23 protein-coding genes and 1 pseudogene are annotated in these 24,666 nt (G+C 51.0%); 12 read left to right on the top strand and 12 right to left on the bottom strand.

All coding sequences use genetic code 11. The annotated features are described in order from the left end of the window. Positions 1–5: 5 nt before the first annotated feature. From pstA to SYK_RS11020, 4 genes are all read right to left on the bottom strand, one after another. A complete protein-coding gene (pstA, locus tag SYK_RS11035) occupies positions 6–938 on the bottom strand; it encodes a phosphate ABC transporter permease PstA (protein ID WP_281760320.1) in 933 nt (310 codons plus the stop codon). Between the two features lie 10 nt (positions 939–948). Further along, positions 949–1,872 (bottom strand): phosphate ABC transporter permease subunit PstC, encoded by a 924-nt coding sequence (pstC, locus tag SYK_RS11030; RefSeq protein WP_281760319.1) that lies wholly within the window; start codon positions 1,870–1,872, stop codon positions 949–951. Between the two features lie 82 nt (positions 1,873–1,954). Then, entirely contained in the window at positions 1,955–2,764 is an 810-nt protein-coding gene (locus tag SYK_RS11025) for a PstS family phosphate ABC transporter substrate-binding protein (protein WP_281760318.1), read from the bottom strand. Positions 2,765–3,128: 364 nt separating this feature from the next. Then, positions 3,129–4,340 carry a molybdopterin molybdotransferase MoeA gene (locus tag SYK_RS11020; RefSeq protein WP_281760317.1) on the bottom strand — a complete coding sequence of 404 codons (1,212 nt, stop codon included), beginning with the start codon at positions 4,338–4,340 and terminating at the stop codon, positions 3,129–3,131. Positions 4,341–4,487: 147 nt separating this feature from the next. On the opposite strand from SYK_RS11020, the gene mobB reads away from it, so the two are divergent. From mobB to galE, 3 genes are all read left to right on the top strand, one after another. Next, positions 4,488–5,027, top strand: a complete 540-nt coding sequence (gene mobB, locus SYK_RS11015) for a molybdopterin-guanine dinucleotide biosynthesis protein B (RefSeq protein ID WP_281760316.1) — start codon at positions 4,488–4,490, stop codon at positions 5,025–5,027. A gap of 138 nt (positions 5,028–5,165) precedes the next feature. Then, positions 5,166–6,842 (top strand): methyl-accepting chemotaxis protein, encoded by a 1,677-nt coding sequence (locus SYK_RS11010; protein WP_281760315.1) that lies wholly within the window; start codon positions 5,166–5,168, stop codon positions 6,840–6,842. Positions 6,843–6,889: 47 nt separating this feature from the next. Further along, on the top strand, positions 6,890–7,867 hold the full coding sequence (galE, locus tag SYK_RS11005; protein WP_281760314.1) for a UDP-glucose 4-epimerase GalE: 978 nt from the start codon (positions 6,890–6,892) through the stop codon (positions 7,865–7,867). Positions 7,868–7,950: 83 nt separating this feature from the next. Here galE and SYK_RS11000 read toward each other — a convergent pair whose 3' ends face one another. Then, entirely contained in the window at positions 7,951–8,694 is a 744-nt protein-coding gene (locus SYK_RS11000) for an SIR2 family NAD-dependent protein deacylase (RefSeq protein WP_281760313.1), read from the bottom strand. A gap of 6 nt (positions 8,695–8,700) precedes the next feature. Beyond that, on the bottom strand, positions 8,701–9,153 hold the full coding sequence (locus SYK_RS10995) for a hypothetical protein (protein ID WP_281760312.1): 453 nt from the start codon (positions 9,151–9,153) through the stop codon (positions 8,701–8,703). Between the two features lie 611 nt (positions 9,154–9,764). On the opposite strand from SYK_RS10995, the pseudogene SYK_RS10990 reads away from it, so the two are divergent. The 3 genes and pseudogenes from SYK_RS10990 to SYK_RS10980 form a co-directional block, all read left to right on the top strand. Next, a pseudogene (locus SYK_RS10990) lies at positions 9,765–10,340 on the top strand (DsbA family oxidoreductase); the annotation flags it as partial. A gap of 29 nt (positions 10,341–10,369) precedes the next feature. Continuing rightward, the gene (locus SYK_RS10985) at positions 10,370–11,365 is read left to right on the top strand and encodes an asparaginase (protein WP_281760311.1); all 996 of its coding nucleotides are present in this window, start codon (positions 10,370–10,372) and stop codon (positions 11,363–11,365) included. A gap of 243 nt (positions 11,366–11,608) precedes the next feature. After that, positions 11,609–12,193, top strand: a complete 585-nt coding sequence (locus SYK_RS10980) for a phage connector family protein (protein WP_281760310.1) — start codon at positions 11,609–11,611, stop codon at positions 12,191–12,193. A gap of 111 nt (positions 12,194–12,304) precedes the next feature. Here the strand turns inward: SYK_RS10980 and SYK_RS10975 are convergent, their stop codons facing one another. The 6 genes from SYK_RS10975 to SYK_RS10950 all read right to left on the bottom strand — a co-directional run bounded on the left by SYK_RS10975 (position 12,305) and on the right by SYK_RS10950 (position 17,880). Then, a complete protein-coding gene (locus SYK_RS10975) occupies positions 12,305–12,997 on the bottom strand; it encodes an outer membrane protein (protein WP_281760309.1) in 693 nt (230 codons plus the stop codon). A gap of 83 nt (positions 12,998–13,080) precedes the next feature. After that, positions 13,081–14,313, bottom strand: coding sequence for a transcription antitermination factor NusB (locus SYK_RS10970; protein ID WP_281760308.1), 1,233 nt, complete (start codon positions 14,311–14,313; stop codon positions 13,081–13,083). Positions 14,314–14,497: 184 nt separating this feature from the next. Further along, positions 14,498–14,656: a hypothetical protein gene (locus tag SYK_RS10965; protein WP_281760307.1), complete on the bottom strand. Its 159-nt coding sequence runs from the start codon at positions 14,654–14,656 to the stop codon at positions 14,498–14,500. Positions 14,657–14,672: 16 nt separating this feature from the next. Then, a complete protein-coding gene (locus SYK_RS10960) occupies positions 14,673–16,571 on the bottom strand; it encodes a molybdopterin-dependent oxidoreductase (protein WP_281760306.1) in 1,899 nt (632 codons plus the stop codon). Between the two features lie 115 nt (positions 16,572–16,686). After that, the gene (locus SYK_RS10955) at positions 16,687–17,439 is read right to left on the bottom strand and encodes a sulfite exporter TauE/SafE family protein (RefSeq protein WP_281760305.1); all 753 of its coding nucleotides are present in this window, start codon (positions 17,437–17,439) and stop codon (positions 16,687–16,689) included. A 66-nt stretch (positions 17,440–17,505) separates the two neighbouring features. Then, positions 17,506–17,880: a rhodanese-like domain-containing protein gene (locus tag SYK_RS10950; RefSeq protein WP_281760304.1), complete on the bottom strand. Its 375-nt coding sequence runs from the start codon at positions 17,878–17,880 to the stop codon at positions 17,506–17,508. 336 nt (positions 17,881–18,216) lie between these two features. On the opposite strand from SYK_RS10950, the gene hisS reads away from it, so the two are divergent. The 6 genes from hisS to SYK_RS10920 all read left to right on the top strand — a co-directional run bounded on the left by hisS (position 18,217) and on the right by SYK_RS10920 (position 24,665). After that, positions 18,217–19,458, top strand: a complete 1,242-nt coding sequence (hisS, locus tag SYK_RS10945; RefSeq protein ID WP_281760303.1) for a histidine--tRNA ligase — start codon at positions 18,217–18,219, stop codon at positions 19,456–19,458. Between the two features lie 60 nt (positions 19,459–19,518). After that, on the top strand, positions 19,519–21,345 hold the full coding sequence (gene aspS, locus SYK_RS10940) for an aspartate--tRNA ligase (RefSeq protein ID WP_281760302.1): 1,827 nt from the start codon (positions 19,519–19,521) through the stop codon (positions 21,343–21,345). Positions 21,346–21,712: 367 nt separating this feature from the next. Next, positions 21,713–22,210: a peptide deformylase gene (gene def / locus SYK_RS10935; protein ID WP_281760301.1), complete on the top strand. Its 498-nt coding sequence runs from the start codon at positions 21,713–21,715 to the stop codon at positions 22,208–22,210. Beyond that, on the top strand, positions 22,207–23,199 hold the full coding sequence (fmt, locus tag SYK_RS10930; RefSeq protein ID WP_431194134.1) for a methionyl-tRNA formyltransferase: 993 nt from the start codon (positions 22,207–22,209) through the stop codon (positions 23,197–23,199). Before def ends, fmt begins: the two co-directional genes overlap by 4 nt. 10 nt (positions 23,200–23,209) lie before the next feature. Further along, positions 23,210–24,049, top strand: a complete 840-nt coding sequence (locus tag SYK_RS10925; RefSeq protein ID WP_281760299.1) for a DUF116 domain-containing protein — start codon at positions 23,210–23,212, stop codon at positions 24,047–24,049. Positions 24,050–24,122: 73 nt separating this feature from the next. Further along, positions 24,123–24,665 carry an epoxyqueuosine reductase QueH gene (locus tag SYK_RS10920; RefSeq protein ID WP_281760298.1) on the top strand — a complete coding sequence of 181 codons (543 nt, stop codon included), beginning with the start codon at positions 24,123–24,125 and terminating at the stop codon, positions 24,663–24,665. Position 24,666: the final 1 nt, after the last annotated feature.

Raw genomic sequence — 24,666 nt, 5'->3', positions numbered from 1 at the left:
TCGGTTTAGGTCAGCTTCTTTCGGAGGTGAGATCTCAGGAGGATGGCAATGAGGTTCATGCCAAGGACCAAAGCCACTAGTACAAGAGAGGTGCCGTACTGGAGCGGAAGGGTTGCTTCGGGGTCGGTGGAGGATACCGAAAGCGAATATATTTGATAAGGCAAGGCCATGACTTCGTCGAAGATTGAGGACGGAAGCGTCGGATTGTAACTGGCCGCAGCGGTAAACATGATGGCTGCCGTTTCACCGGCAGCACGGGAAATGGATAGAATTGAGCCAGTCAGAATTCCGGGCATGGCTGAGGGAAGGACAACCCTGAAAATGGTTTGCCATTTGGTGGCACCAAGCCCTAGTGAGGCTTCGCGGTAGGTGTCGGGAACGGATCGCAGAGCTTCTTCTGAAGTGCCGATGATAACCGGCAGGATGAGCACCGCCAGCGTCATGCAGCCTGCGGCGATGGATACACCCATACCGAGACCGCCGAGGTCCCTCGAGGCCACGAAGAAAGCCATTCCGAACAGACCGAAGACCACTGAGGGTACGCCTGCCAGGTTGTTGATGCACAGTCGGATGATGCGCATGAACGGACCGGGTGTGGCATATTCGTGTAGATAGATGGCGGCGGCTACACCCAGTGGCAGAGCTAGCCCCATGGAACCGATGGACAGGTAGAATGTCCCGACGATGCAAGGGAAGATGCCACCAGCAAGTCCTCCCTCTGTAGGTTGTCCGGTGAGGAAGTCCCAGGAAATGGCGGGCAAACCATAATAGACCATGTAGCCGACGATGATGAAGAGGGCGAGGCCGTTGATGGCGACCGCACCTCGAAACATGCCGAACCATACTTCCTGTGTGCATTTGCGTCGGAAGCGGGATCTGGCTGTGTCCGGGATGTTGGAACCGTTGATGACCATGTCATTACTTATCATTTCAGACATTTCCTTATACCTAGAGGCTTGCAGAGCCGACTTGTTTGTATTTGTGTGCGATGTGATCGGCCAGAAGGTTGAACAGGAATGTGATGAGGAACAGGACCATGGCGATGGCGAAGAGTGAAAAATAGTGCATTTCCAAACCGAAACTTGTTTCGCCCATTTCGGCAGCAATGGACGCGGGCATGGGTCTGACTGGATCGAAAATCGAGTTCGGGATACGTGCAGCTCCACCAGCCACCATGAGTACGACCATGGTCTCACCGATGGAGCGGGACATGCCGAGAATGACGGCAGTGGACAGGCCGGATAGGGACGCCGGAATGACTACACGCCAGATGGTTTCGAAGCGAGTGGCACCGAGAGCCAGTGATCCCTCACGGAGTTCGGCAGGGACAGAGTGAATGGCATCCTCGGCAATGGAAGTGATGGTTGGAACCGCCATGAAGGCGAGCATGATCGAAGCATTAAGCATGTTGACGCCGAAACGGATATCAAAAATATCAAGGAGAAGCGGTGCCACGACGGCCAGACCGAAAAAGCCGATGACCACGGACGGCAGTGAAGCCAACAGTTCAACCATGGGCTTGACGATTTCGCGGACTTTGTTCGGAGCTATTTCGGCCAGATAGACGGCTGTCATAATGCCGAGCGGAATGGCTATGATCGAGGAAATGAGCGTTACCCAGACAGACCCCATGATGAGCGGCAAAATGCCCCATTGAGGATTTTCGGAAACAGGCTTCCATTGTCCTCCGAATATAAAGTCGATAAAATTAACGCCCTGAAATTTTTCGCCCATGGCATCAAAGCCCATGAACGTGGGCAGGGCCTCTCCCACCAGAAAATACATGATCAGTCCCAGTGCGATGATGGATGCACTGGCGGCGATCAAAAATACGGCCTTGATGGCTTTTTCCTTGCGTGTACGCGAAAGCATTTACGGAGCCTCTTTTCAAGCGTGATCCCGCCGGGGTGCGTGCGCACCTCGGCGGGAGTTGGTTTAATCGATTCAATCCGGCTTACTGCATGGGGACAAAGCCGACTTCGGCTATGATTTTCTGACCGGCCGGAGACATGACGAAATCGATGAAGTTCTTGGTCTCACCAGTGGGCTGGCCGCCGGTATAGAGGTTCAGGCCGCGGGACAGCGGGTATTCACCGGATTTGCCGGTTTTAACGGAAGCGACAACACCGTTCACGGTGATAGCCTTGACCTTGGGGTTCAGGAAACCGAGACCGACGTAGCCGATTCCTTTCTTGTTGCCGGAGATCTTGGCGGCCATGGCTGCGTTGGAAGGCATGCGGGAAACAAGGTCAAACTCGTCTTGTTTTTTCATGACTTTCTTGTGCCACACTTCGTATGTACCGGAGTTGGTTTCGCGGGAGAACAGGGCGATCATACCCTTGTTACCACCAACGTCTTTCCAGTTGCGGATCTTGTCCTGATAGATGTCCTTGAGCTGAACAGTGGTCAGCGCGGAAACCGGGTTGGATGGGTGGACGATGGGAACCAGACAATCCAGAGCGATCACGAACTGGACAGGGGTGATGCCGTTGGCTTTGCATTTTTCGGCTTCAGCGGATTTCATGTCGCGGGACATCATGCCAATGTCGGCAGTCTTGTTGATGATAGCCTTGGCACCATCACCTGAGCCAGTGGCTGAGATGGAGAAATTCACACCGGGATGTTTGATTTGGTAGGCGGCAACCAGTTTTTTCATGGCTGGGTCAACGGTAGTGGAGCCTTTGACGCGGATTCCAGCGGCGTTAGCCAGGGCTGAAACACTCAGAATAGCCAGTGTAACGAATGCAATCAGAAGTTTTTTCATCAGTTTTCCTTCCTTGAAATTATGTAAAAAAAGTACAGTCCTCGATGACGTGTTGCGTATTGATAGACCGACCATGTTACGATTTCGTGACGGAGAATCGAAAGCTGAGTGACAGTTCTGGGGGCGGCAGAAGAGAATCGTTGTTGGAGTGCGGTGCATCTCTCAAGGCATTTCAAGTCTATTGCTTCGCGGGTGCTTGGAAGGAAGAGAACCCAGATGTGTTGTTTATTTAAAACGTATAAATTTCGCCGAAGGCGACACGAAAAGTTTAGGAAAAGGAGGGGATGGGGGGTTGGGGGAAGGGGAGGGAAGAACCCTGTTCAAAGGGTTTTCCCTCCCCTTCCCCCGGCCGCCGGAGGCTTTTTTAAAACAAAGTCGTCACAACCTCGGCTTCTTCGCCGGGGAGGATGGCGTCGCCGCTTTGGAGGATGGCCAGACCATTGGCTTGGGAGAGACCGACCATGGGAGGGACTTCTTTTCCAGCCAAAGGGGTTGCTGTGAGCTGTGAGCCCTGCATTTTCAGGGTGCATTGGACGAGCCACTCGCTGCCGGGACGAGCGCTGATACCTTGGGTGAATCGGGCCATGAGCGGTTCGGTCTGGTCCGGTAGCCCGCGCAGACGGCGGATGACAGGCAGGATGAGCGCGTGAAAACAGGCATGACCTGCGGCGGGAGGTCCGGGCAGGCCGAAAAGCAGGGTGTTGTCGCGGACTGCGGCAAAGACGTGGCGTCCCGGTCGTATATCAACTCCTTCAAAAAGCATGGTGAATCCGCTTTCGAGTGCTCCTGTTTGGGCGAAATCCCGTTCACTTCGGCCTGTACCTCCGGTCGTGACGATCAGTTCGGGAAGCGTCGTGTCGTTGAGCAGGGAAATCAGTGTGCTTTTGTTGTCGGGGACGACTGTGGCGTCGATGACAGTAACGCCACTTGATTCGAAAAGGCCGCGTTGTAGAACGAGATTGTCTGCCGGAAAACGGGTGGGATCATCATGGATGGTCGGGTCGATCAGTTCGCTGCCCAAGGCTATGAGCCGTGCAGTGGGCTTGGGATGAACTTTGATCAGCCCGGTCCGTGTGCGGGTCATGACGGCCGCGGCCTGCGGAGAAATTATTTGGCCCTGTTGGGCAATGCGTATGCCAGCGTCGATCTCCCCACCGGCAGCACGGACAAACCAGCCTTTGCGCACAGGTTCGCGAACGACGATGAATGATCCGTTGATTTCAATGTTTTCTTCGGCGAGTACGGAATCTGCTCCGTCCGGCACAGGGCCACCAGTGAGCACCCTGGCCGCTTCTCCGGGGCCGAGAGATTTCGGGTTCCGGGATTCCGCATGTATGGCCTGTTTGACCTTAAGGCGGACCGGCTTCAAAACTGTCGCCCGTTCAATGTCGTCCGTGCGTAGGGCATACCCATCCCTGACAGAGCAGGCGTGTTCCGGGACCTGACAGACAGCGTTTACCGTTTCAGCGGTGGTCTTGCCCACGCCTTCAAAGGGGGGTGTCTCTTTGGGAGGCATGGGGCGTGTTTGCCGTAACAGATCGCGAAGAGCGCGCTGGCGGGAAATAATACTGTTCATGTCTGTCCTTGTCGTCGAAAGTATGGGTTGAAACAGAGTGGCATTGGCATGGGTTGTTGTAAAGAGTCGTCGATTTTTTCTTTGCGCTTGCGTATAGTCCTTTTTCCTGCCAAAAGGACCAAAATTTGACGAAAGTGAGGGGGATATATGCAACCGCAGATTATATGCGTCGTCGGCAAGAAAAAATCCGGCAAAACAACGTTTATTGAAAAACTGTTGCCTGAGTTGAAAGCTCTTGGAGTGGCTGTGGGTGCGATTAAGCACGACGCCCATTCCTTTGAAATGGATCATGAAGGCAAAGATTCCTGGCGGCTGAAGAAGGCCGGGGCTGAAACTGTGGTGATTTCTTCGCCTGACAGAATCGCCATGATCAGGAGTGTGGACCATGAACACACCCTGCCTGAATTGGCGGAAAGTCTGTTCCCGGGGAAACATATGATTTTGACTGAGGGGTATTTCAGTTCTGACAGCCCCAAGGTTGAAGTACATCGAGGGGACGTCCACCAGAATCCTTTATGTACCCGGCAGAATCAGGAAGATAGGAATATTATTGCCATGGTGACAGATCGGGGCGTGGATGCAGATGTACCCAAGTTTGGCCTTGATGATGCCAAGGAAGTCGCTGGATTCCTCGCGCGGAAGTATCTCGGATGGGTTCACAGTGGCATGTGGAACAGCGACGAATAATTTTTTCATGTCGTGAGCACGTAGATGGGTGCGATTGTTGGCGTGTTCTTCCTTTGATTTTTGTCTCCCTGGTTGACAGATTTCTTTGGGCCTCGTAGTGGTCTAAAGAATATTTAGAGTATTGGCTGCTTCGTACGGATGCGAGTGGTCGATTCCGGCAACCAATCAGGGTGGGTGCGCATGTTCAATCCGAAGAAAGTTCCTTTTCGTTTCAAGCTCGTCAGTGGTGTTGTCTTTATGGTGGCCGTCACGGCCATCGTCCTTGCCTGTGGCATCATTTTTCAGGTTAATTCCGTGTTGGATGGATTGAATCTTGATCAGGCCAGTCGGGATAGTATGATCAATGGCGTTTTGCTGGTCAGTGTCATTATTGTCACGTGTGGAATATTGGTTTCTTTTCTTGGTGGTATCATTTTGGTCAAAACCTTGATCAAGCCTCTTTCTAATCTTTCCGAATTTACGCATGAGGTGGCCAAAGGTAATTATAACGCCACCATTCATTACGAAGCCAAAGATATTATCAGTGAGACCATTGGGGCCGTGCAGGATATGACTGCGGAGCTCAAGACCAAACTCGGCATGTCACAAGGATTGTTGACCAACATGACCCAACCCTGTGTGGTCGTTGATCAGGATGAAATCATCACTTTTTTGAACCAGCCGGAACTTGATTTGCTTCAGATCGATGAATTACCGGAGACGTTCATCGGTATGCCTATGGCCGAGTTTGTTTATGGCGACGCCAGTCGATCCACCATGCTTGGTCAATGCATGCGCGAAGATAAGGTGATAATTGGTCAGGCTACGGCTGGCGAAGGCCGTAAAGGGCGCCCATATCATCTGCTCGTGGATATTTCGCCGATTAAGGATTTGGATGGAAAAATTGTCGGTGCCTTTACTATTCTGACAGAAACAACCGAAATTAAACAGAGTGAACAAGAAGCCAAGCATCAACATGAATTGCTTATGGAAACAGCCAGGGAAGCCGATTCCATAGCTGATCAGCTTGACGCTGCTTCTTCGACGTTGTCGCAGCAGGTGGACGAGGCCAGTCATGGCTCGGATATTCAACGTGATCGGGCCAGTGAAACGGCCACGGCCATGGAACAGATGAATGCCACGGTACTCGAAGTCGCTCGAAACGCCGGAGATGCCTCCAGCAATGCGGAAGAAATGCGGAGTATTGCCGAAGAAGGGGCCGAGCTGGTGCATCAGGTGGTTGGTGCCATCCAAGGAGTTGGGACACAGTCCGCACAGCTCAAGGAGTCCATGGCCGGGTTGGATCAGCAAACTGAGGACATCGGGGCCATTATGCAGGTCATTGATGATATTGCCGACCAGACGAACCTGTTGGCCTTGAATGCGGCTATTGAGGCCGCCCGTGCCGGTGAGGCCGGTCGTGGGTTTGCCGTGGTTGCGGACGAAGTGCGCAAATTGGCTGAGAAGACCATGGATGCGACCAAGAAAGTGCACGGAGCCATTCAGTCCATTCGTGTTGGTACGCAGCAAAATGTCGCGGCCACGGAAGACGCGGTAGCATCCATTCAGCAGTCTACGGATTTAGTGTCCAAGGCCGGTGAATCCATGCAGCGTATCCGGGAAAGTGTCGATATGGCTGCGGATCAGATCCGGTCCATTGCTACGGCAGCGGAAGAACAGTCTGCCACCAGTGAGCAGGTCAATCGGGCTACGGATGAGATCAATACCATTTCAAGTGAGACCGCCCACGCCATGGGCGAGTCCCGGGCCGCGTTAAATGATTTGTCCACACTGGCCGGATCTCTCAAGGAATTGATCGGACGCATGCAGTCATAGCACAAAGTCCACTTCTCTTTCGTTGATCTGTGGAGTATGACGACCTCATGAAAAAGACACTTATCACCGGCGGTGCCGGATATATTGGTTCCCATGCGGCCAAAGCCTTGTCTTCTCTGGGACGTGAGGTCGTGGTTTTGGACTCTCTGGTGGCCGGCCACCGTGATTTTCTCAAATGGGGCGAATTTGAGCAGGGTGATCTGGCCGATTCTGCGTTTTTGAAAGGCGTTTTTTCCCGACATGATATTGGTGAAGTCCTCCATTTTGCCGCGTTTATTGCCGTGGGTGAATCCGTGGAGAAACCGGATATGTATTACGGAAACAATGTTCGTAATACATTGAATCTGTTGGATGCCATGCTGGAAGCCGATGTGAAGCGGTTGGTTTTTTCGTCTACGGCTGCAGTGTACGGAGAGCCGGTAACGGATGTTATTGCTGAAGATCATCCCCTTTCTCCGTTGTCTCCCTATGCATGGTCCAAGCGAATGATCGAGCAGATGTTGGCGGACTATGACCACGCTTATGGACTTAAGCATGTCTGTTTACGGTATTTTAATGCTGCCGGAGCAGACCCGGATGGTGAAATCGGCGAACGGCATCAGCCTGAAACTCACCTTATTCCGCTTATTTTGCATGCCGCACTTGGTTTGCGCGACAACATCACTATTTTCGGGACTGATTATCCCACCCCGGATGGTACCTGCCTGCGTGATTATATTCATGTTACCGATTTGGCGAATGCGCATGTGAAGGCGTTGGAGTATCTCGAGTCGGGCGGTGCATCACGTGCCTTTAATCTTGGCAACGGCAACGGTTTTTCGGTACGTGAAATTATCGACGTGGCGCAGGAAGTGTCGGGGAAAGATATCCCGGTAACGGAATCTGAACGTCGCCCTGGAGATTCCCCGTCTCTGGTCAGTTCGGCTAAGGCTGCACATGGTGTGCTGGGGTGGAATCCACAGTTCGGTAATGTACGAGACATTGTGCGGACCGCTTGGGATTGGCATCAGAAAGATCTTGCATAAGCTCTTTCGAAAGGAAATTTGAAGCCCCTCGTCCATTCGTTGACGAGGGACTTTTTTTATTTGAATGAGGCTTGGATAATTCGTTACGCCATTGCTAGTCGTGCCAGTCTTGGCGTCATATCCCCGGCCTTTCCTTGCAGAAAATAGTCGCTGGTCGTGTAGCTGTAGTCCGTGTCGTGGAGGTTGATTTCAATGATCGTTCCTCCACGATTTTTTACGATATACGGAATGCGTCCGGCGGGCATGACTTGTCCTCCCGTGCCGACGATCAGACAGACATCCGATTGTTTGGCGAGGTCCGTTGCTGCCCGGTGCACGTCGGTGGGGATGCCTTCACCAAAAAAAATGAAATCTGGTTTGAGCAGACCGCCACAGGCCGGACAAGCCGGGGGGAGTTTGTCCAGAGGTATGGAGTGAGAATCGAAGAACGTGCGGCAACTCATGCACTGCATGCGTCGGGTGGAGCCGTGATATTCGTGAACCACAGAGCTTCCTGCTTCCTTATGCAATGAGTCGATGTTTTGTGTGACGACTCCGGCCAGTTTCCCTTCGCTTTCCAATTGAGCTAACGCGATGTGCGCCGGGTTGGGTTTGGCTTTTTCCAGCATGTCAAAGAAAATCTCTTTCAGGAGCGGCCAGACTTCGTCAGGATGCCGTTTGAAGTATCCTTTTTCGAATTTTTCGGGGTCATACTTTGACCAGACACCGCCGGGACCGCGAAAAGGCGGGATGCCGGACTCTACGGAAATTCCCGCGCCGGTAAAGGCCATGGCGCAACGTGCGTTTTTCAGCGCCTGCGACGCATTCTCAAGAGCATGATTGGACATGGTATTTTATTGGCCGACGACGAAGAGACGCAGGTCGCCGTTTTGGTCGTGGTTAATGCTGAAAATGGCAGCCCATCTTTCGAAACATGGTTCCTCAAGTTGGAGTGGTGGTTGGAGAAATGATCGAGCTATGGGGATTTCTGCAAGAACGCTTTTGCCCTTGACGAAAATCAAACTCCATGAATCCGGGCTTATCTTTTTACCTTTGTAGGGCCGACCCAGTCTGTTTTTAAGAGAGTGTTCTTCGTCCGGTAGGAGGATACAGACGACATCCCAGTCGTAGTATTCCATAAGGGCGTCCAATGAAAAAGTGTCACCAGCATAGGTTTTTTGTTTCTCGATGGCCTGGACAAAGCGGTCTTCCATGTAATCGTCGGTGTAGTCAAAGAGAAAGATCGTAGCAAAGGCCACAAGGAGGCCCGTAAATACAACCAGTGCGCTTTTTGTCTTCATGTGCACGGGAACCTCCCCGGTTCGGTGTGCTCCCAGATTACTGTTCTTATTATCTATTAGTATATAACTGTCGGGGAAGCAGGTCAAATGTGTAATTTGGGGTATGATTAAATGAGATGAGGAAAGTTAATTGTTTATCAAAAATGTGATTTATTTTTTTATTTTTACCAAAAATGTAAAGGGAAATATGTGTTTCAATGGAGAAACGTAGGAATCCCGCCGTTTTTTCTTGGCCTTCATTTTGCTAAAGTTGATACTTAAAACGTAGTGTGAATTTTGTTTTTGGTCCGAGATAATTTCGGACCAAGACAGCCGGGTATATGTGAGGTTTGAGAGTCCCTGCGCCTACCCGGCGTTTGTCAGTCGTCCCCGCATGACTGACCCATCGGTCGGGAGAGAGGAAAGGCTCCCGACCGATTTCTTTTATTTGAGTTTTAACGCCTTTTGACGATAGATTTATTCTGCCAGTGCCCCCTCTTTCTTTTTCGTTCCTGAATACTTCCGTGCGGAAATGATCCTTTACTTTTTCCGTCTGAAACTTAGAGTTGGAAAAACAAGGATACATCATGCCCATCAAGATACGTATTTTTTCTGACTTCGTTTGACCGTTTTGCTATGTCGGCACGGGAATTGTCGATCACCTGAAAAATGAATTTGATATTGAGGACACATGGGTTCCGCACGAATTGCATCCAGAAACTCCGGCGCAGGGGCAACCCATGACTGAGTGTTTCAATCAGTTTGATATTGATCAGGCCTCCATAACGTGTAATCAGCGCGGTAAACCGTATGGTATTGTTTTTGGGGATATGGCGTTATTGAGTAATACTCGTCTTTCTCTTGAAGCGGCAGAGTATGCCCGCGAGCATGGGGCCTATCACGTTTTCCACAACGCGGTCTTCAAGGCTTGTTTTACGGACGGAGAAAACATTGGCGACATGGATGTACTGTTGGATGTAGGTGAATCCTGTGGTCTGGATCGGGCAGGTCTTCAAGCGTCTCTTGAAGAACATCAGTATGCTGAACTCGTAGCACAAGGGTCTGAAGCAGCGCGTTCCGCCGGAGTGACTGCATTGCCAATGTTTATTATAGAGGGGCTGCCTCCCATCACGGGAGCTGTGCATGAAAGCACCTTCCGCAAAGCTCTGCAAGAAGCAGTTAAGCGTCAGGCAACTCCTCGCGAAAACGAATAACTGCAACGAACCGCAACAATGGATAGAATATGGCAAAAAAGACTGAAATAGCGGTGTTTTTTACTGGTGGAACCATTGGAATGTCACCGGTCAAAGGTGTGCCTGGTGTGGCACCTGGCGGTAACTTCGATCAGCTTCTCAAACAGCTTGTTCCTCAAGGTGAGAATGCTTCATTGCGACCTGTTTTGTGGTCGGACAAGCCGAGTCCCCACATGACACCAAAGGATATGTTTCAACTCGCCAGAGACGTTGAAGCGGCTTTGAATGAAGAGTGTGTGATTGGGGCCATTATTCTGCACGGTACTGACACGTTGGTTGAGACCGCCTACATGTGTGATCTCGTCATTGATTCCGACAAGCCGATTATTTTGACCGGATCCATGCGTTACTATTCAGAGTCAGGGTATGACGGTATTCGTAATTTGAGCAACGGCATTCGTGCCTGCTTGCTTCCTTTGCCTCCGGGAGTAGGTGCTTGTATTTTGATGACGGATCGCATTTTTTCTGCCCGTGAAGCCGTCAAGGTGAACTCCTTGAATGTTGATGCGTTTGAGTCTCGGGAAGCTGGGGTGGTTGGATACGTGGCAGGGGAGTCCGTGGTGTTGGCAAGGCAACATTCCACTCCAAACCGTCGGCGCAAGGTCAGCCCGGAATCCATTGATCAGGACGTAGCCCTTATTACAGCATATACAGGGATGGATCGATCATTTATCGATCATGCCAAAAGTGTTGGTGTGAAAGGGATTGTGATTGAAGGGTTTGGCGCGGGGAATATTCCACCGGATGTCGTTGAGGGTGTTGAAGACTGCATAAAAGAAGGCGTTCCCGTGGTGCTGGCAACACGATGTATCGAGGGTGGCGTCTGGCCTGTGTATGGATATCCCGGCGGCGGTGCTGACCTGGAGAGCAAGGGTGTTATCCTTTGTGGAAGACTGGGTGGTCCTAAGGCACGAATTCGGCTTCTGTGCGCTCTTGGGCTTACGTCTGATATGAATGAAATTCGAAGATTATTTGACGAAGTATAGTCTTTGGGTTCAATGCTTTTTATTGGCGCCTCTCCTGTTTGGGGAGGCGTTTTTTTGTTTGCCAAATGGCCTTATTGAAAAGTGTGTCAAGGTGCTTTTATATGCCAATCGTTTGCTTCTTTATGACATTCGTTAACATTTTATGAGGTTGACCAAAACTCGTGTTATCTTTTTTCGCCTCCGGTCACTGTGCCGGGCAGCTAGGATGCGCTCCATTAACGAGTGAAAAGAGAGGTAACGACGATGGCAACGAGTGTGATTGAGATTTGCAACAATGCCCTGCTTGATTTGGGAGAGGACGTCATTATGTCCCTTGGTGACAATTCCAAGGCCGCTGGACTGTGCAATCATCGCTGGCCTGCTGTTCGTGATGCCGTTTTGCGGTCCCATCCGTGGAATTGCGCCATGGCTCAGGCTGAGCTGGCCGCTGGGACAGTGGCCCCATTGTGGCGGTGGGAATACAAGTACAACCTGCCTGTGGATTTTTTGCGCATAATTCAAGTGGTGGGTGTCAATGGGGAAGAAGTCCGTGATTGGGAGATTCAGTCCAATATTATCTTGTGTGATGAGGAAGCACCGCTGTTTATTTCCTATGTCCGTTGTGAAGCGGATCCCAGGAAATACGATTCTCTGCTGGCCGAGACGCTCTCGGCGCGTCTAGCCGCGACTTTGGCATATCCACTTTCGGGGTCCACCGCGCTGGCTCAGTCCTATTGGAAGGTTTATCAGGATAAATTGCGCGAAGCGCGGGGGGTAGACGCACGAGAAGGTGTGCCGGAATCGGTCACTCCGAAAAATTGGTTGGGAGCGAAAATGGGCGCACGGTAGGTACTGAGGTCAGAAAACGGGAAAAAGAAAACAACACGTATAACTTACACGCAAAAGCGGGCAGAAAATATTGTTTTGCCCGCTTTTGCACATTGTAAAAACAGAGAAGAACTAAAAGAAATAAATAAGTCCAACCCGAACGGTGTTCATTTTATTTCTCTGTCCAAAAGAGGCCGTGTTTGCACCTGTGGAATTGTCAACGCGCCCATAGTTCATATGCAATCCTTCCAGGCGAAGTCCCCAGGATTCGGATATTTCCATTTCTGCACCTGCTCCGACAACCCAGCCTATTTGGTTTTTCGTGCTTGAATAGGAATCCCTTGGGTCCACATTGGCACCATCATAATCTGTGAGTTTATTCGTTATATTTGCGACAGCTAAACCGCCTGTAATATAGGGGAAGAAATTATCGAAAACATAACCAACGCGCCCTCGGAGGGTTGAAGACCAGTTGTGTGTCGATTTAACGATTTCATCATATTGCGACGTATCGAATGCATCGGAAGAGGCATCAATCTGACCAAAATTGAAATCTGCCTCGAGTCCTGTCACCCAATTATTGATTCGCCAATTATAGCCACCAACAAAGCCACCAATAAGATTCGAGTCATCATAGTTGAATTCATATCCTGTTGGATGACTCGAATACCCGTGGCTGTCGATGATAGTATTATCTAATTGTGCTCCACCAAAATGAGCTCCGAGATAAGGCCCGGAAAAATTGTCTTTCGCAAAGGCCAAAGGACACAGTAAACATACAAAAATACAGGCTATCAGGTTTTTTTTCACAACAGACTTTATCATTACGCGTCTCCAGAATAGATACTCAGCATGAATAGGAATGGCTATATTAGTGCCTGAATTTTTTAAATAGAACTAGTTCTTTTTTAATTCACCTTGAGCAGTGTTGCATAAAAGAATTCATTGAGCGGAGAATTCGGTGGTGTGGTCCATTCTTTTTTTACCGAAACTTTGGGGTGGGCACTGACGAATTTTTCGATCAACCCTTCGTTTTCTTCTGGATTTAAAGTGCAGGTGATGATGGCGATTTCCCCCCCCGGAAGGAGATGGTCGTAGGCGTTTTGCAGAATCTCGGTCTGGAGGCGCGTCAGGTCGGCCAGATCGTGGGGTTTGCGCTTCCATTTTGTGTCAGGCCTGCGAGACAGGACTCCCAATCCGGAGCAGGGAAGATCGAGCAGGATGGAACCGGGCTTTTTCGGCGGAGAATCCGTGGCCGCATTGGCCACAAAAGTTTCTACGTCAGGCAACTCTCGTTGGAGCGCGGCCAGACGACCTCTGTGTGGGTCAGAGGCGAAGACTGACATGTCCTTTTCGAGCAATATCCGAGTCTTGCCGCCACGTCCGGCGCATGCGTCCCAAATGGGACTGTTCCATGTTTCGGGATCAAGTGCTTCCACGGCCTGACGGGCCGCAAAGGATTGTCGGGACATGGGCGGATCGGGTTCTCCCTCAAAAGAGGTCCCTGCAGGCAGGGCAAAGCTCATACCTTCGATATCGATAATCTCCGGCCAGCCGGCAATCTCTCCGTACAGTTCTTCTGCTTCGGGATGACCATACAGATTAAAGCCGAGGGCTGGTGCTTTGAGTTGTGCTTCAAGATACTGAGTGGCGTCTTTTTCTCCGTATTCCCGCCACCACAGGTCAACCAGCCATTGCGGGCAGGAGTACCAGCGACTCAGAAATTCGGGCAACGATGCGTCCTTACGGAAAAAATCCGGGTCGTGAGCAGTGTCGCCCAGTTCGGATACTCGCCGGAGAACGGCATTGAACAGACCGGCAAGTCGTGCGCCCGGTTTAGATTTGGAAAATTCTACGGCCCAGTCCACGGAAGCGTATGCGGGAACTTTATCGAGAAAGAGGATTTCGTAAGCCGCGACACCTATGGCCAGACGCATTTTGGGTGTTAGTTTGCTAGGATCCTTGAGGAACCGCGACAATACATATTCTATGCGTTTTTTGTAACGGAGATACCCGTAAGAGAGTTCAGTGGCGAGGCCCGCATCGCGGGGGTCAATTTCGCCGGAGGAGAGCGCTACATCAAGAGCAGCCTGAATGTCCTGCTTATTCATGAGGCAGCGGAAAAGTGCTTCGAGCGCCACCTGCCTCGCCGGAGGAAGGGGCTTTATTGAACGTGCTTGCATTCAGGAATCATTACTCTCAAAGCGGTCATTGTGCAAGCTGCATGTTGCCTTTAGATATGGAAAAAGCCTCTCCACTCTCATGATTCCTTTAAAGAAGCATCAATGTGAAGAGGCTGTTTTACGTGGTAAGGCGTGTGCAGGTCTATTCGAATACTTTTTTGGCTGCGTCAGCAGCATCGTCAGCGGCCTGGTCGAGCTGTTTCCCCGCTTTTTCCATGGGGCCTTCTTCACTGCATCCGAACGCAGGAATGAGCATGGTGAGTACACAGGCAACCAGAATCAATTTTTTCCATGTTTTCATAACATCCCTCAATGTTTTATCTGTTTTCCAATCGACAACCTTGGCTGTAATACGCTGTCCCATCACCCATGTCCGTCATCATGGGCTTGATGATGACATTAGCATTTTGTCCATATTTCATCCACCCGCCGCGACGGATGATGACTGCACGGTGGTGGAGTTCTTCCACGGTATCAACCTTGACCTGCATCGCGCCTTCCGGTGTGACGAGGTAGGTGTCCATGGCTGGATTGAGTGCGCCCCATGCAGGATTTTGTTTAGACACAAAAACCACCGGAGCTCCAGCTTGATCCTTCTCCGGGATTTGGGAGTGAAGATATTTGCCACTCACCAAAGAGAGAAGTTGCAAGGGGTAATCCGGGTCGCGTTGTGGCTCTGGGTGAAGCTCTTCTGGGAAACGATATAACCCGTCCAGATGGCCGAACTGCATGTTTTCAAAGGCCACGGAAGGGTGGTGTACTTTAACGAATCCGTTTTCCATGAGTTCATCATAAGAGATGTCAGCCTGCTTCAGTCCTTCCCTGATACAGGTCTCGCTGTCCGGAAAAGTGATGGGGGCGGCCAAACGTGAGCCTAAGTCGCTGTATACGTCGAAGTCGGATCGGCATTGACCGCGTGGTTTGACGACTGCAGCACAGTGGTTCACGTAATTGTGGACAAATGAGCCGAGCACATCTTCACGTTCAAACATGAAGGCGGGCGGGAGGATGACATCAGCTTGCATGGCTGTGTCGTTCATGAATCCGTCCACTACGACCACAAAGGGTTTGGCAAAGGCTTCGACTACCGAAAGGCAATCCGGGACCTGATTGACGATGTTGTGCCCGTCCACCCAGATGAATTCGATGGGTGGGGTCGCTTTTCGTATTTCAGCACCAATGTTTTGGATGAGAAGTTCACGGCGTTTGGCCGAGCTGCCTCCCTTGACCAGATGCTCCCAAGTACCGAGATCTCGGCCTGAGGAAACATTAAAATATGCCCCTCCTCCGGGAACGCCGATGTTGCCGGAGATCATTGCCAAAGCATTGATGAAGCGGACGTTTTCGCCGCCGAAAACATGGCGTTGAACACCCCAGCTGATGACGGTGGCAACGTTGCCTGTGTCGGCATACCAGTCGTAAATCATCTCGACGTCCGAGGAGGAAACTTCGCACGTCGAGCACAACTCATTGAAACTCATGCCGTCGATAAGACCTCGAAGGGCGGGCCAGTTGAACGTACGATTCAGAACCCACGGATTGAGGTCGCCGGCTTCCAGATAGAGTTTGAGGACAGCGGCAGCCAGGAATCGGTCTGTGCCGGGACGGATAACGACGTTGACATCGGAAAATTCTGCGGTGCCGTCTCCGCCGGGGGAGATGGTCAGCACCTCGGTGCCGTTTTTACGAGCCTTGTGGATGAGAGCGAGCTGATGGATGGAGCATCGTGTTAAATCCCGACCCCAGTTGATGACGCGGCTGGCGTTCAGGATATCCTCAGGAGCGTTGTGATTGAGGACACCAAAGTCTCGGATGGACGCGGTGATGCCTGTGTCGTCGCAGACTGCACCATACGTGGTGGAGGCTCCCATTTTGTTGAAAAGGATGTCACTCGCTTTGCCGAGTATACCCCGGTAGCCGTGTCCGTGGATGTGCAGGATGGATTTAGGCACAGCTCGTGCTGTATCAAGTTTCGCGACGACCAAATCCATGGCTTCATCCCAGGAAGCCTCTCGAAATTCGCCGTTTTCCTTGATTTGAGGCGTAACAATGCGGTCTTCGGCATCGAGACGTTCGAAATACCGGCTGCCTTTTTTGCAGCAAAATCCTTTGGTAAACGGATGCTTGGGATTGCCTTTGATGGATTTTTTGTCCGTATCGACAAGAAGGGAACAGGCGTCCCCGCAGTCCATGGTGCAGGCCGTGATTATAGTCATGATCGTCCTCCAGCCATAAGTTTGGAGGAGTTTTCTTCTCAGGTCAAATGCATATTGGGCGCGACAGCCTGTTTGTTTTTATCAAGAGAAAGAAGTGTAGTGGGTTGTGTTCGATTTAAGAAAGCGTTTGCCAGAGGAGTTTTGAGGCGAGGGCGAGCAGAACACCACCGAGGAATTTTTTGACCGTGCCGGGTTGCATTTTTCGTTGCATGACCTTGGTGCCAAGGTATCCTCCACCCCATGCGGCCAGTCCTGCGAAGATGAGCAGTCGCCAGGAAACAGAACCCATGGCGGCATATGCGGCGAAGGCCGAGAGTGAAGAGAAAGGGACGGCGAGAGCTGTCACTGCGGCGATTTTTTTCGGGTTGAATCCTTGCAGGATCATGAGTGGAGAAATAAGTCCGCCACCACCCACGCCGAGTAGGCCGGAGAAGAATCCAGCGACTATACCCACCAGCAGTGGACCGAGTACAGGTCTGTCTTCTCGGTATTGATCGGCGTATTTTGAACTTTTGAAAAAGATCATCATGCTTCCTGCGAAAATGAGAAAGCCGATGAATGTTATGAGAACGATGCGTGTTGGCATGAGGTGTCCCACCCAGGCTCCCACTGGAGCTAGAAGGATGGACGCCACGATGATGGGTACACCAAGGCGAAAGTCGAGACGCTTTTCTTTGATATTGGAATAGGTCGCACCGAGCATGGAGACGGCATTGACAAACAGGCCGGTTGGTCGTGCCATGCTCAAGGGGACCCCCATCCATGTCAGGGTCGGAATGAGGACGAGGGCCGAACCCACGCCACCCAGAGCAAAAACGAAACTCAGGCTGAATGAGAGGATTGCGATGATTAATTCAAGGGTGGACATGCCATAATTCTCGTATAAAAAATAAGCCGCGTCGTGTCAGATAGCTGTCACGGCGCGGCATATACGCTAGATTTTAGCCAGCGGGCCGGGTTTGAATGGCATGACCATGTCTTCCAGCGATGCGGTCAGTCCTTTGACTTCATCAAAGCCGTTGGCTCGCAGGTAGGCAAAGGCGATGGCGCCACGGAATACTGCTGCGCAAAAAGTTACAATGAACTTGTCGCGGGGGAGTTCATCCAGACGTTTCGGTAATTCGTTGAGCGGAATATGTTTGGCAAACGGGAAAGATACGTGAGCAACTTCTTCGTTGGTGCGAACGTCCAGAAAAAGGAAATGATCATTGCCGATTGCGTGACGCATATCTTCAACGCTCATGCCATGTTCGCCGGCTCCAAAGAACTGAAAGTCCATTTCTTCCAAGATGTCATTGAACTCGTCCATCAGTAACTCCTTTATCATTGGTCAAGAGGTAATGCTTGGCAAAAAAGCCAAGTGTTGCTGAAAAAATAATCAGGCACCTTTGCCTGTTATGTCCGCTGCCTGAAGTCGTATTTGATTTCCGCAACAAACTGTTTGGCAAATACTCTCGTGATTTGATGATGTCAATGCCCGCTCATATGTTCATTGGTGCAAAATCGATTCGTTGTTTATGTGTCAGTTGTGAAAAACAGCGAAAAAAAGGGGCGTTTGGCAGGCATTTTTTGACAATTGGCGTCGAATGGTCTAACCAAATTCGGTTCCAGCGACCTGACACTTATTAAGGATATTGAACGCGACATGGCGAAAGTACAAAAAATCAAAGGATTCGTGGACCTTTTCCCAGAAGAGGCCGCCAAATTCTCATTTATGGAGTCTCAGGCTCGTGAAGCCTTCACGCGATATGGGTTTGGCGAATTGCGCACACCTATTTTGGAAAAGACGGAATTGTTCCAGAAATCCATCGGTGAAGACACAGACGTGGTGGGCAAGGAAATGTTCACTTTTCCTGACCGCAAGAATCGTTCCCTGACAATGCGGCCTGAAGCCACGGCGGGTGTTGTCCGTGCATTCATCGAATCCAAGACGCATCAGCCCGGCAAGGTTTCCAAATATTTCACGTTCGGTCCGATGTTTCGCTATGAGCGCCCTCAAAAGGGCCGTCAGCGTCAGTTTCATCAGATTAATGCCGAGATTTTCGGCGCTCCTGAGGCACAGGCTGATGCCGAGTTGATTCTCATGCTCCGTTCTTTCCTGAACAGCCTTGGACTGACCAAGCTGACTATCGAGCTGAATTCGCTGGGTTGTCACGAGTGCCGTCCTACCTACAAGCAGGCTTTGGTGGATTACTACTTGTCCAAAGACAAGGAACAGTTCTGCGAAGACTGTCAGCGCCGCATGGAAACCAATCCGTTACGTGTTCTCGACTGCAAGGTTCCTGCCTGCAAGGAATTGGTTGCGGATGCCCCCAGCATTACCGATCACCTGTGCGATGAGTGTGAAACGCATTTCACGGATGTGAAGACCATTCTGGATGGCGCCGGCGTTGCCTACGAGCTGAATCCCCGATTGGTGCGTGGATTGGATTATTATGTGCGTACCTGTTTTGAGGTGGCGTCTTATGATATTGGTTCCCAGACCGCTGTTGCAGGTGGTGGTCGATATGACGGCCTGATCAAGAATCTTGGAGGCGCAGATTGTCCTGCCACGGGGTTTGCCTGTGGTATGGAACGACTGGCTCTTTTGCTCGATCAGATGGAGCTGGACAAGCCCGACTTTTATCTCGCAGTGGTGGACAAGGGCGCGGCCAATGCGGCCATGCTTTTTGCCCAGCAGCTTCGCGATAAGGGACTCAAGGGTGAAACGAGTTTTTCCGGCGGGTCCATGAAGTCCCGCATGCGTGCCGCCAACAAGTCCGGCGCAAAAGTCTGCCTGATCATGGGTGGCGACGAGTTGACGAATGAGACCATCACCGTCAAGTACATGGAAGAGGAGCGCGACCAGGAAACCCTGGGCCGGTCCGAGTATTTGGCGAAAGTATAAATATGACTATCGCGGTTCGGCAAAGCTCGGACCGACATCATTTGAGAGAATGGAGAAATAATGTCTGAACATCAGGAAGAACGAGACTACGAAGAATTTCGCGTTATTGAAGATTTGGCCGGTTGGCGCCGTACACATCACAATAATCAGCTGACCGCGGCCAATATGGACGAGGAAGTTTGTCTCATGGGTTGGGTCCAGTTCCGACGCGACCATGGTGGATTGATTTTTCTCGATCTGCGTGATCGTGAAGGTTTGACTCAGGTGGTTTTCAATCCTGAGGAAAACGCTGAGGTGCATGAACGCGCCCACGCCATCCGTCCCGAATATGTGGTGGCAATCAAGGGCAAGGTCCGTCCTCGTCCCGAAGGCATGGCTAATTCGAATATGGTCACCGGTGAAGTGGAAATCGAAGTTTTCGAGTACAAGTTGCTCAATACCTCCGATACCCCGCCGTTCCCCATCGAAGATCGCGTGGAAGTGGGCGAGAACCTGCGCCTCAAGTATCGCTTCCTCGACCTGCGTCGTCCTTCGCTGGCAAAGAATTTTATTATCCGCAACAAGGCTGCCCAGTCTGTGCGTCGCTATTTGGATGCCCTCGGCTTCCTTGAGGTTGAGACTCCGGTACTGACCAAGTCCACCCCCGAAGGTGCGCGTGACTTCTTGGTGCCCAGTCGCGTCAATCAGGGTGAGTTTTACGCTCTGCCTCAGTCTCCACAGTTGTTCAAGCAGATGCTCATGGTTTCCGGCATGGACCGGTATTTCCAGATCGTCAAGTGCTTCCGCGACGAGGACTTGCGAGCCGATCGTCAGCCTGAGTTCACTCAGATTGATATCGAAATGTCCTTCACCGACGAAGCCCTGATTCAGGATATGGCTGAAGGCATGGTCAAGACCTTGTTCAAGGAAACCATCGACGTGGAACTGCCCGCCGAGTTTCCTCGTATGAGCTTCGCAGACGCTATGAATTATTATGGTGTAGACAAGCCTGACCTTCGTTTCGAATTGAAGCACATCGATATCACCGACGTGTTCAAAAACTCTGGTTTCAAAGTTTTCGCTTCTTCCGAATTGGTCAAGGTCATGCTCGTCCCCGGCGGCGCGACTTTGTCCCGCAAGGAGATCGATCAGTACACCAAGTTTGTTGAAATTTATGGTTCCAAGGGCCTTGCTTGGATCAAGGTCAAGGAAGACGGCGCATGGCAGTCGCCTATCGTCAAGTTCTTCTCCGAAGACGAGATTGCAGAATTGCGCAGCCGCACCAATTGTCAGCCCGGAGACATCCTGTTTTTTCAGGCCGGTCCCGCTGACATTGCCAACGCTGCACTTGGTAACCTGCGTTGCGAAATCGCTAAAGACATGGATCTCATTGATGAATCCGTGTTCAAGCCGGTTTGGATCACAGATTTCCCGCTGCTTGAATATGATGCTGAAGAAAAGCGTTATGTTGCTCGTCATCATCCCTTCACCTCCGCTCTGCCTGAGCAGATGGAAGTGCTGGAAAAAGATCCCGGCAACGCCATTGCCCGCGCTTATGACCTGGTCATGAACGGTTACGAGGTTGGCGGTGGCTCTATCCGTATTCATACCCCGGAACAGCAGAAGCACATGTTCGCTGCCCTCGGTATTGATGAAGAAGAAGCCCGTGCGAAGTTCGGTTTCCTTATGGACGCTCTCAAGTTTGGTGCACCGCCCCATGGCGGAATCGCTTTTGGTCTGGATCGTCTCATCATGATTTTGACTGGTTCCAAGTCCATTCGTGACGTCATAGCTTTCCCCAAGACACAGAGGGCCACTTGTCTCATGACAGAAGCTCCGTCCGAAGTGCCGAACAAGCAGCTTCGCGATTTGGGCATTCGTTTACGGGAAAAGAAAAAAGAAGAGTAAGAATTGAAGATGCGAGAGGAAAACCTTTTGAGAAAGGTTTTCCTCTCGCATTCTTTTTTTTGAAATTTAATATCGCTCGCTTCGCTCGAAGTTGTGCGGGATTGAAAATAATCGCCACGAAGATTTCGATGGTAAGGGGTTGGCGGGTCACAAAAAAACTCGCCTTTTGAATTTTAGGACTTATTGATATAAAACGAATCTGTTTTCGTTTCGCCGCATATAATTTTCTCGATAACGAATGCCTTTCCAGCGGCGTTATAATAAGTTTTGGAAAGGAAATGGGATAGGGGTCTGGGGAAAGGGAAGAGGGAGAACCTTTTTCAAGAGGTTTCCCTCTTCCCTTTCCCCAGCCGCCGGAGGCAATATAATGAAATTAGATATATGTACGTGGCCTGATGAAGTCTTGGCTGCCAAGGCCGAACCTCTTGGAGAGGTCACTCCCGAGTTGAAAGAACTCATCGAAAACATGATCGAGACCATGTACGAGTCTGATGGCGTGGGCCTTGCTGCCCCGCAGATTGGCGAGTCCATCCGACTCATCTGTGTGGATCAGACAGGTCCCAAGGTGCGTGGCGATCTGCGGGTGCTCATCAACCCGGAAATCGTGGAATGTGACGGTGAAGTGGAATCCGAGGAAGGCTGCCTGAGCTGCCCGGAACTGAGCACCAAGGTCAAACGTTCCGAGCATGTCGTATGCAAGGCTCTGGACCCGGACGGCAAGGAAGTTGTCATTGATACCGCTGGTTTTTTGGCGATCATATTACAGCATGAAATAGATCACCTTGAAGGTGTGACCCTGGCTGATCGTGTTGGGCGTCTGAAAAAAGCCATGTACAAAAAAAAGGCTCTCAAGTGGAAGAGATAAATACGAATTCGACCCCCTCCGAGTCGTGGGGCGCTGTGGATTTGAAGCCGTTGCGCATAGTCTTCATGGGGACGCCTGACTTTGCTGCCGAGGCATTGAGCATCCTGCTCGCTTTTGATGCTGCTGATGTTGTCGGGGTATATTCCCAGCCAGATCGTCCGTGCGGTCGTGGCAGACAGTGCAAGCCGTCCGCAGTGAAAAAGGTGGCTTTGGAAAATGATATTCCTGTTTTTCAGCCTGAAAATTTTAAGGATCAGAAAGCTATCGACGAGCTGGCCGCGCTTAAACCTGATGTGCTGGTGGTGGCTGCCTACGGGTTGATTCTGCCGCAGGCTGTGCTTGATATTCCGACCATTCATCCGCTTAATATCCACGCCTCCCTGTTGCCTCAGTGGCGTGGCGCGGCTCCGATTCAACGGGCTATTGAGAATGGGGATGTGGTTACTGGCGTTTCTATCATGAAGATGGAAGCCGGATTGGACACCGGCCCGGTCATGGTACAACGCGCTCTGCGTATAGGCCATAACGACCACGCCGGGACCATCCATGATGAACTGGCAAAACTTGGTGGCATTTGTATCTGTGAGGCCATGGCCCGATTACAGACCGGAGCCTATGACCTCAAGGAGCAGGATAACGAAAATGCCACCTACGCCAAGAAGTTGGAAAAGAAGGAAGGCGAAATCAATTGGAACCGTCCTGTTGCGGCCATCCATAACCAGATTCGTGCCATGTATCCGTGGCCCGGAGCCTTTTTTGACTGGACCAACCCGGAAGGCAAGGTCATTCGATTGAATGTTACGCCGGGTGAGCCCTCCGAAGATTCTGCTCCCAATGTCGAACCGGGAACAGTGTTGGGTGAAATGGACGGCAAGCTCGCCATTGTTGCCGCTGACACTATTTATTTGACCCCGGAAGTGAAACCTCAGGGCAAAAAAGCGATGGATGCCACGGCTTTTACTTGTGGGTACATGAAGGAATGCAAATAGAGGGCGCGACATGAGTCCGATTCGATCCATACATAAGGCGCGTAAACGTCTCTTTATCGGCCTGATAAGTTGCGCCTGTCTGGTGGTCTGTCTGTTCCTTATGGCTCTATGGGTGGTCCCCTATGTGGGGCTTGAGAATATACACCCTGCGGCCAAATGGGTGTTGGGTAGTGTACTTGTTATTCTGATTGGAGTGGTTTGTATCGCCTATTGGGGCTTGTTTCTGAATATCATCATCAGAAAGCCTCTGCCCGGAGCCAAACGGTTTCGCGGCCTGACAATCAAGCTTTTCTTGCCACTGATGGTTTTGCTCGGTCGAGTGTTCGGCATTGAAAAGGAATTGATTCGACTATCGTTTATTTCTGTGAACAACGATTTAGTTTTGGCTGAAGCGGGGCGGTATGCTCCTGATAAGATTCTGTTGCTCATGCCGCATTGCCTGCAGAATTCCCGGTGCGACAAACGACTGACTTACGATATCAACAATTGCGAGCGATGCGGGAAATGTCCCATTGCCGGGTTGCTTGGTTTGCATGATAAATACGGGGTGAATCTGGCTGTAGCTACAGGCGGCACCATTGCCCGCCGTATTGTGGTACAGCTTCGGCCGCAGATGATTATTGCCGTGGCCTGTCATCGAGATTTATCCAGCGGTATTCAGGATACCTATCCGTTGCCGGTGTATGGTGTGCTCAATCAACGGCCCAATGGTCCGTGTCTCGATACCACCGTGGCTTTGGATGAAGTAGAGACCATGCTCCAGCGGTTTATTGATTTTGATAAGCTTGCAGCAAAAACGTCTGAAATCGGCAAGACCATTTCCACCGGACAGGCAGCCAAATCTTCCTAGATTCCATCTCGGTTGCGGGTGGCATGGCATATCCTTTACAAATCGCATCAAATGCGCTCAAAATGGTTCTTAAATGAAAAGAGTCCTTCTTCACATATGTTGCGGTCCGTGTTCCATCACCACCATTAAAACCCTTCAGGATCAGGGACATGATGTCACCGGATTATTCTACAATCCGAACATTCATCCCCTGATGGAGTATGTGAAGCGGCGCGATGGCTGTCTGGAAGTGGCGGAAAAGCTCGGCATCAAGGTTATCGTCAAGGATAACGAGTATAAGCCGCAGGAATGGTTCCGCAGTGTGGCCTACCGTGAGATTAACCGTTGTTTTCATTGTTATGCCGGTCGAATGGAGCGTACATCCCAGATAGCCAAGAAGGGTGGGTTCGATTTTTTCACCACGACATTGTTGTACTCAAAATATCAGAAGCATGACGATATTTCGAAGCTTGGACAGGACCTTCAGTCCGAGAAGACGCGCTTCTTCTACCATGATTTTCGTGAAGGTTGGCAGGACGGCATTGTGATCTCCAAGGAATGGGGGATTTACCGCCAACAGTATTGTGGCTGTCTTTACAGCGAAAATGAACGGTATCAACGAGAGCTGGGGAAATAAT

It is taken from the genome of Pseudodesulfovibrio nedwellii, from assembly GCF_027923765.1.
GTDB lineage: Bacteria > Desulfobacterota > Desulfovibrionia > Desulfovibrionales > Desulfovibrionaceae > Pseudodesulfovibrio > Pseudodesulfovibrio nedwellii.
Note: the sequence above shows the minus strand (reverse complement) of the source record. Positions and strands in the feature narration are given on the sequence as shown.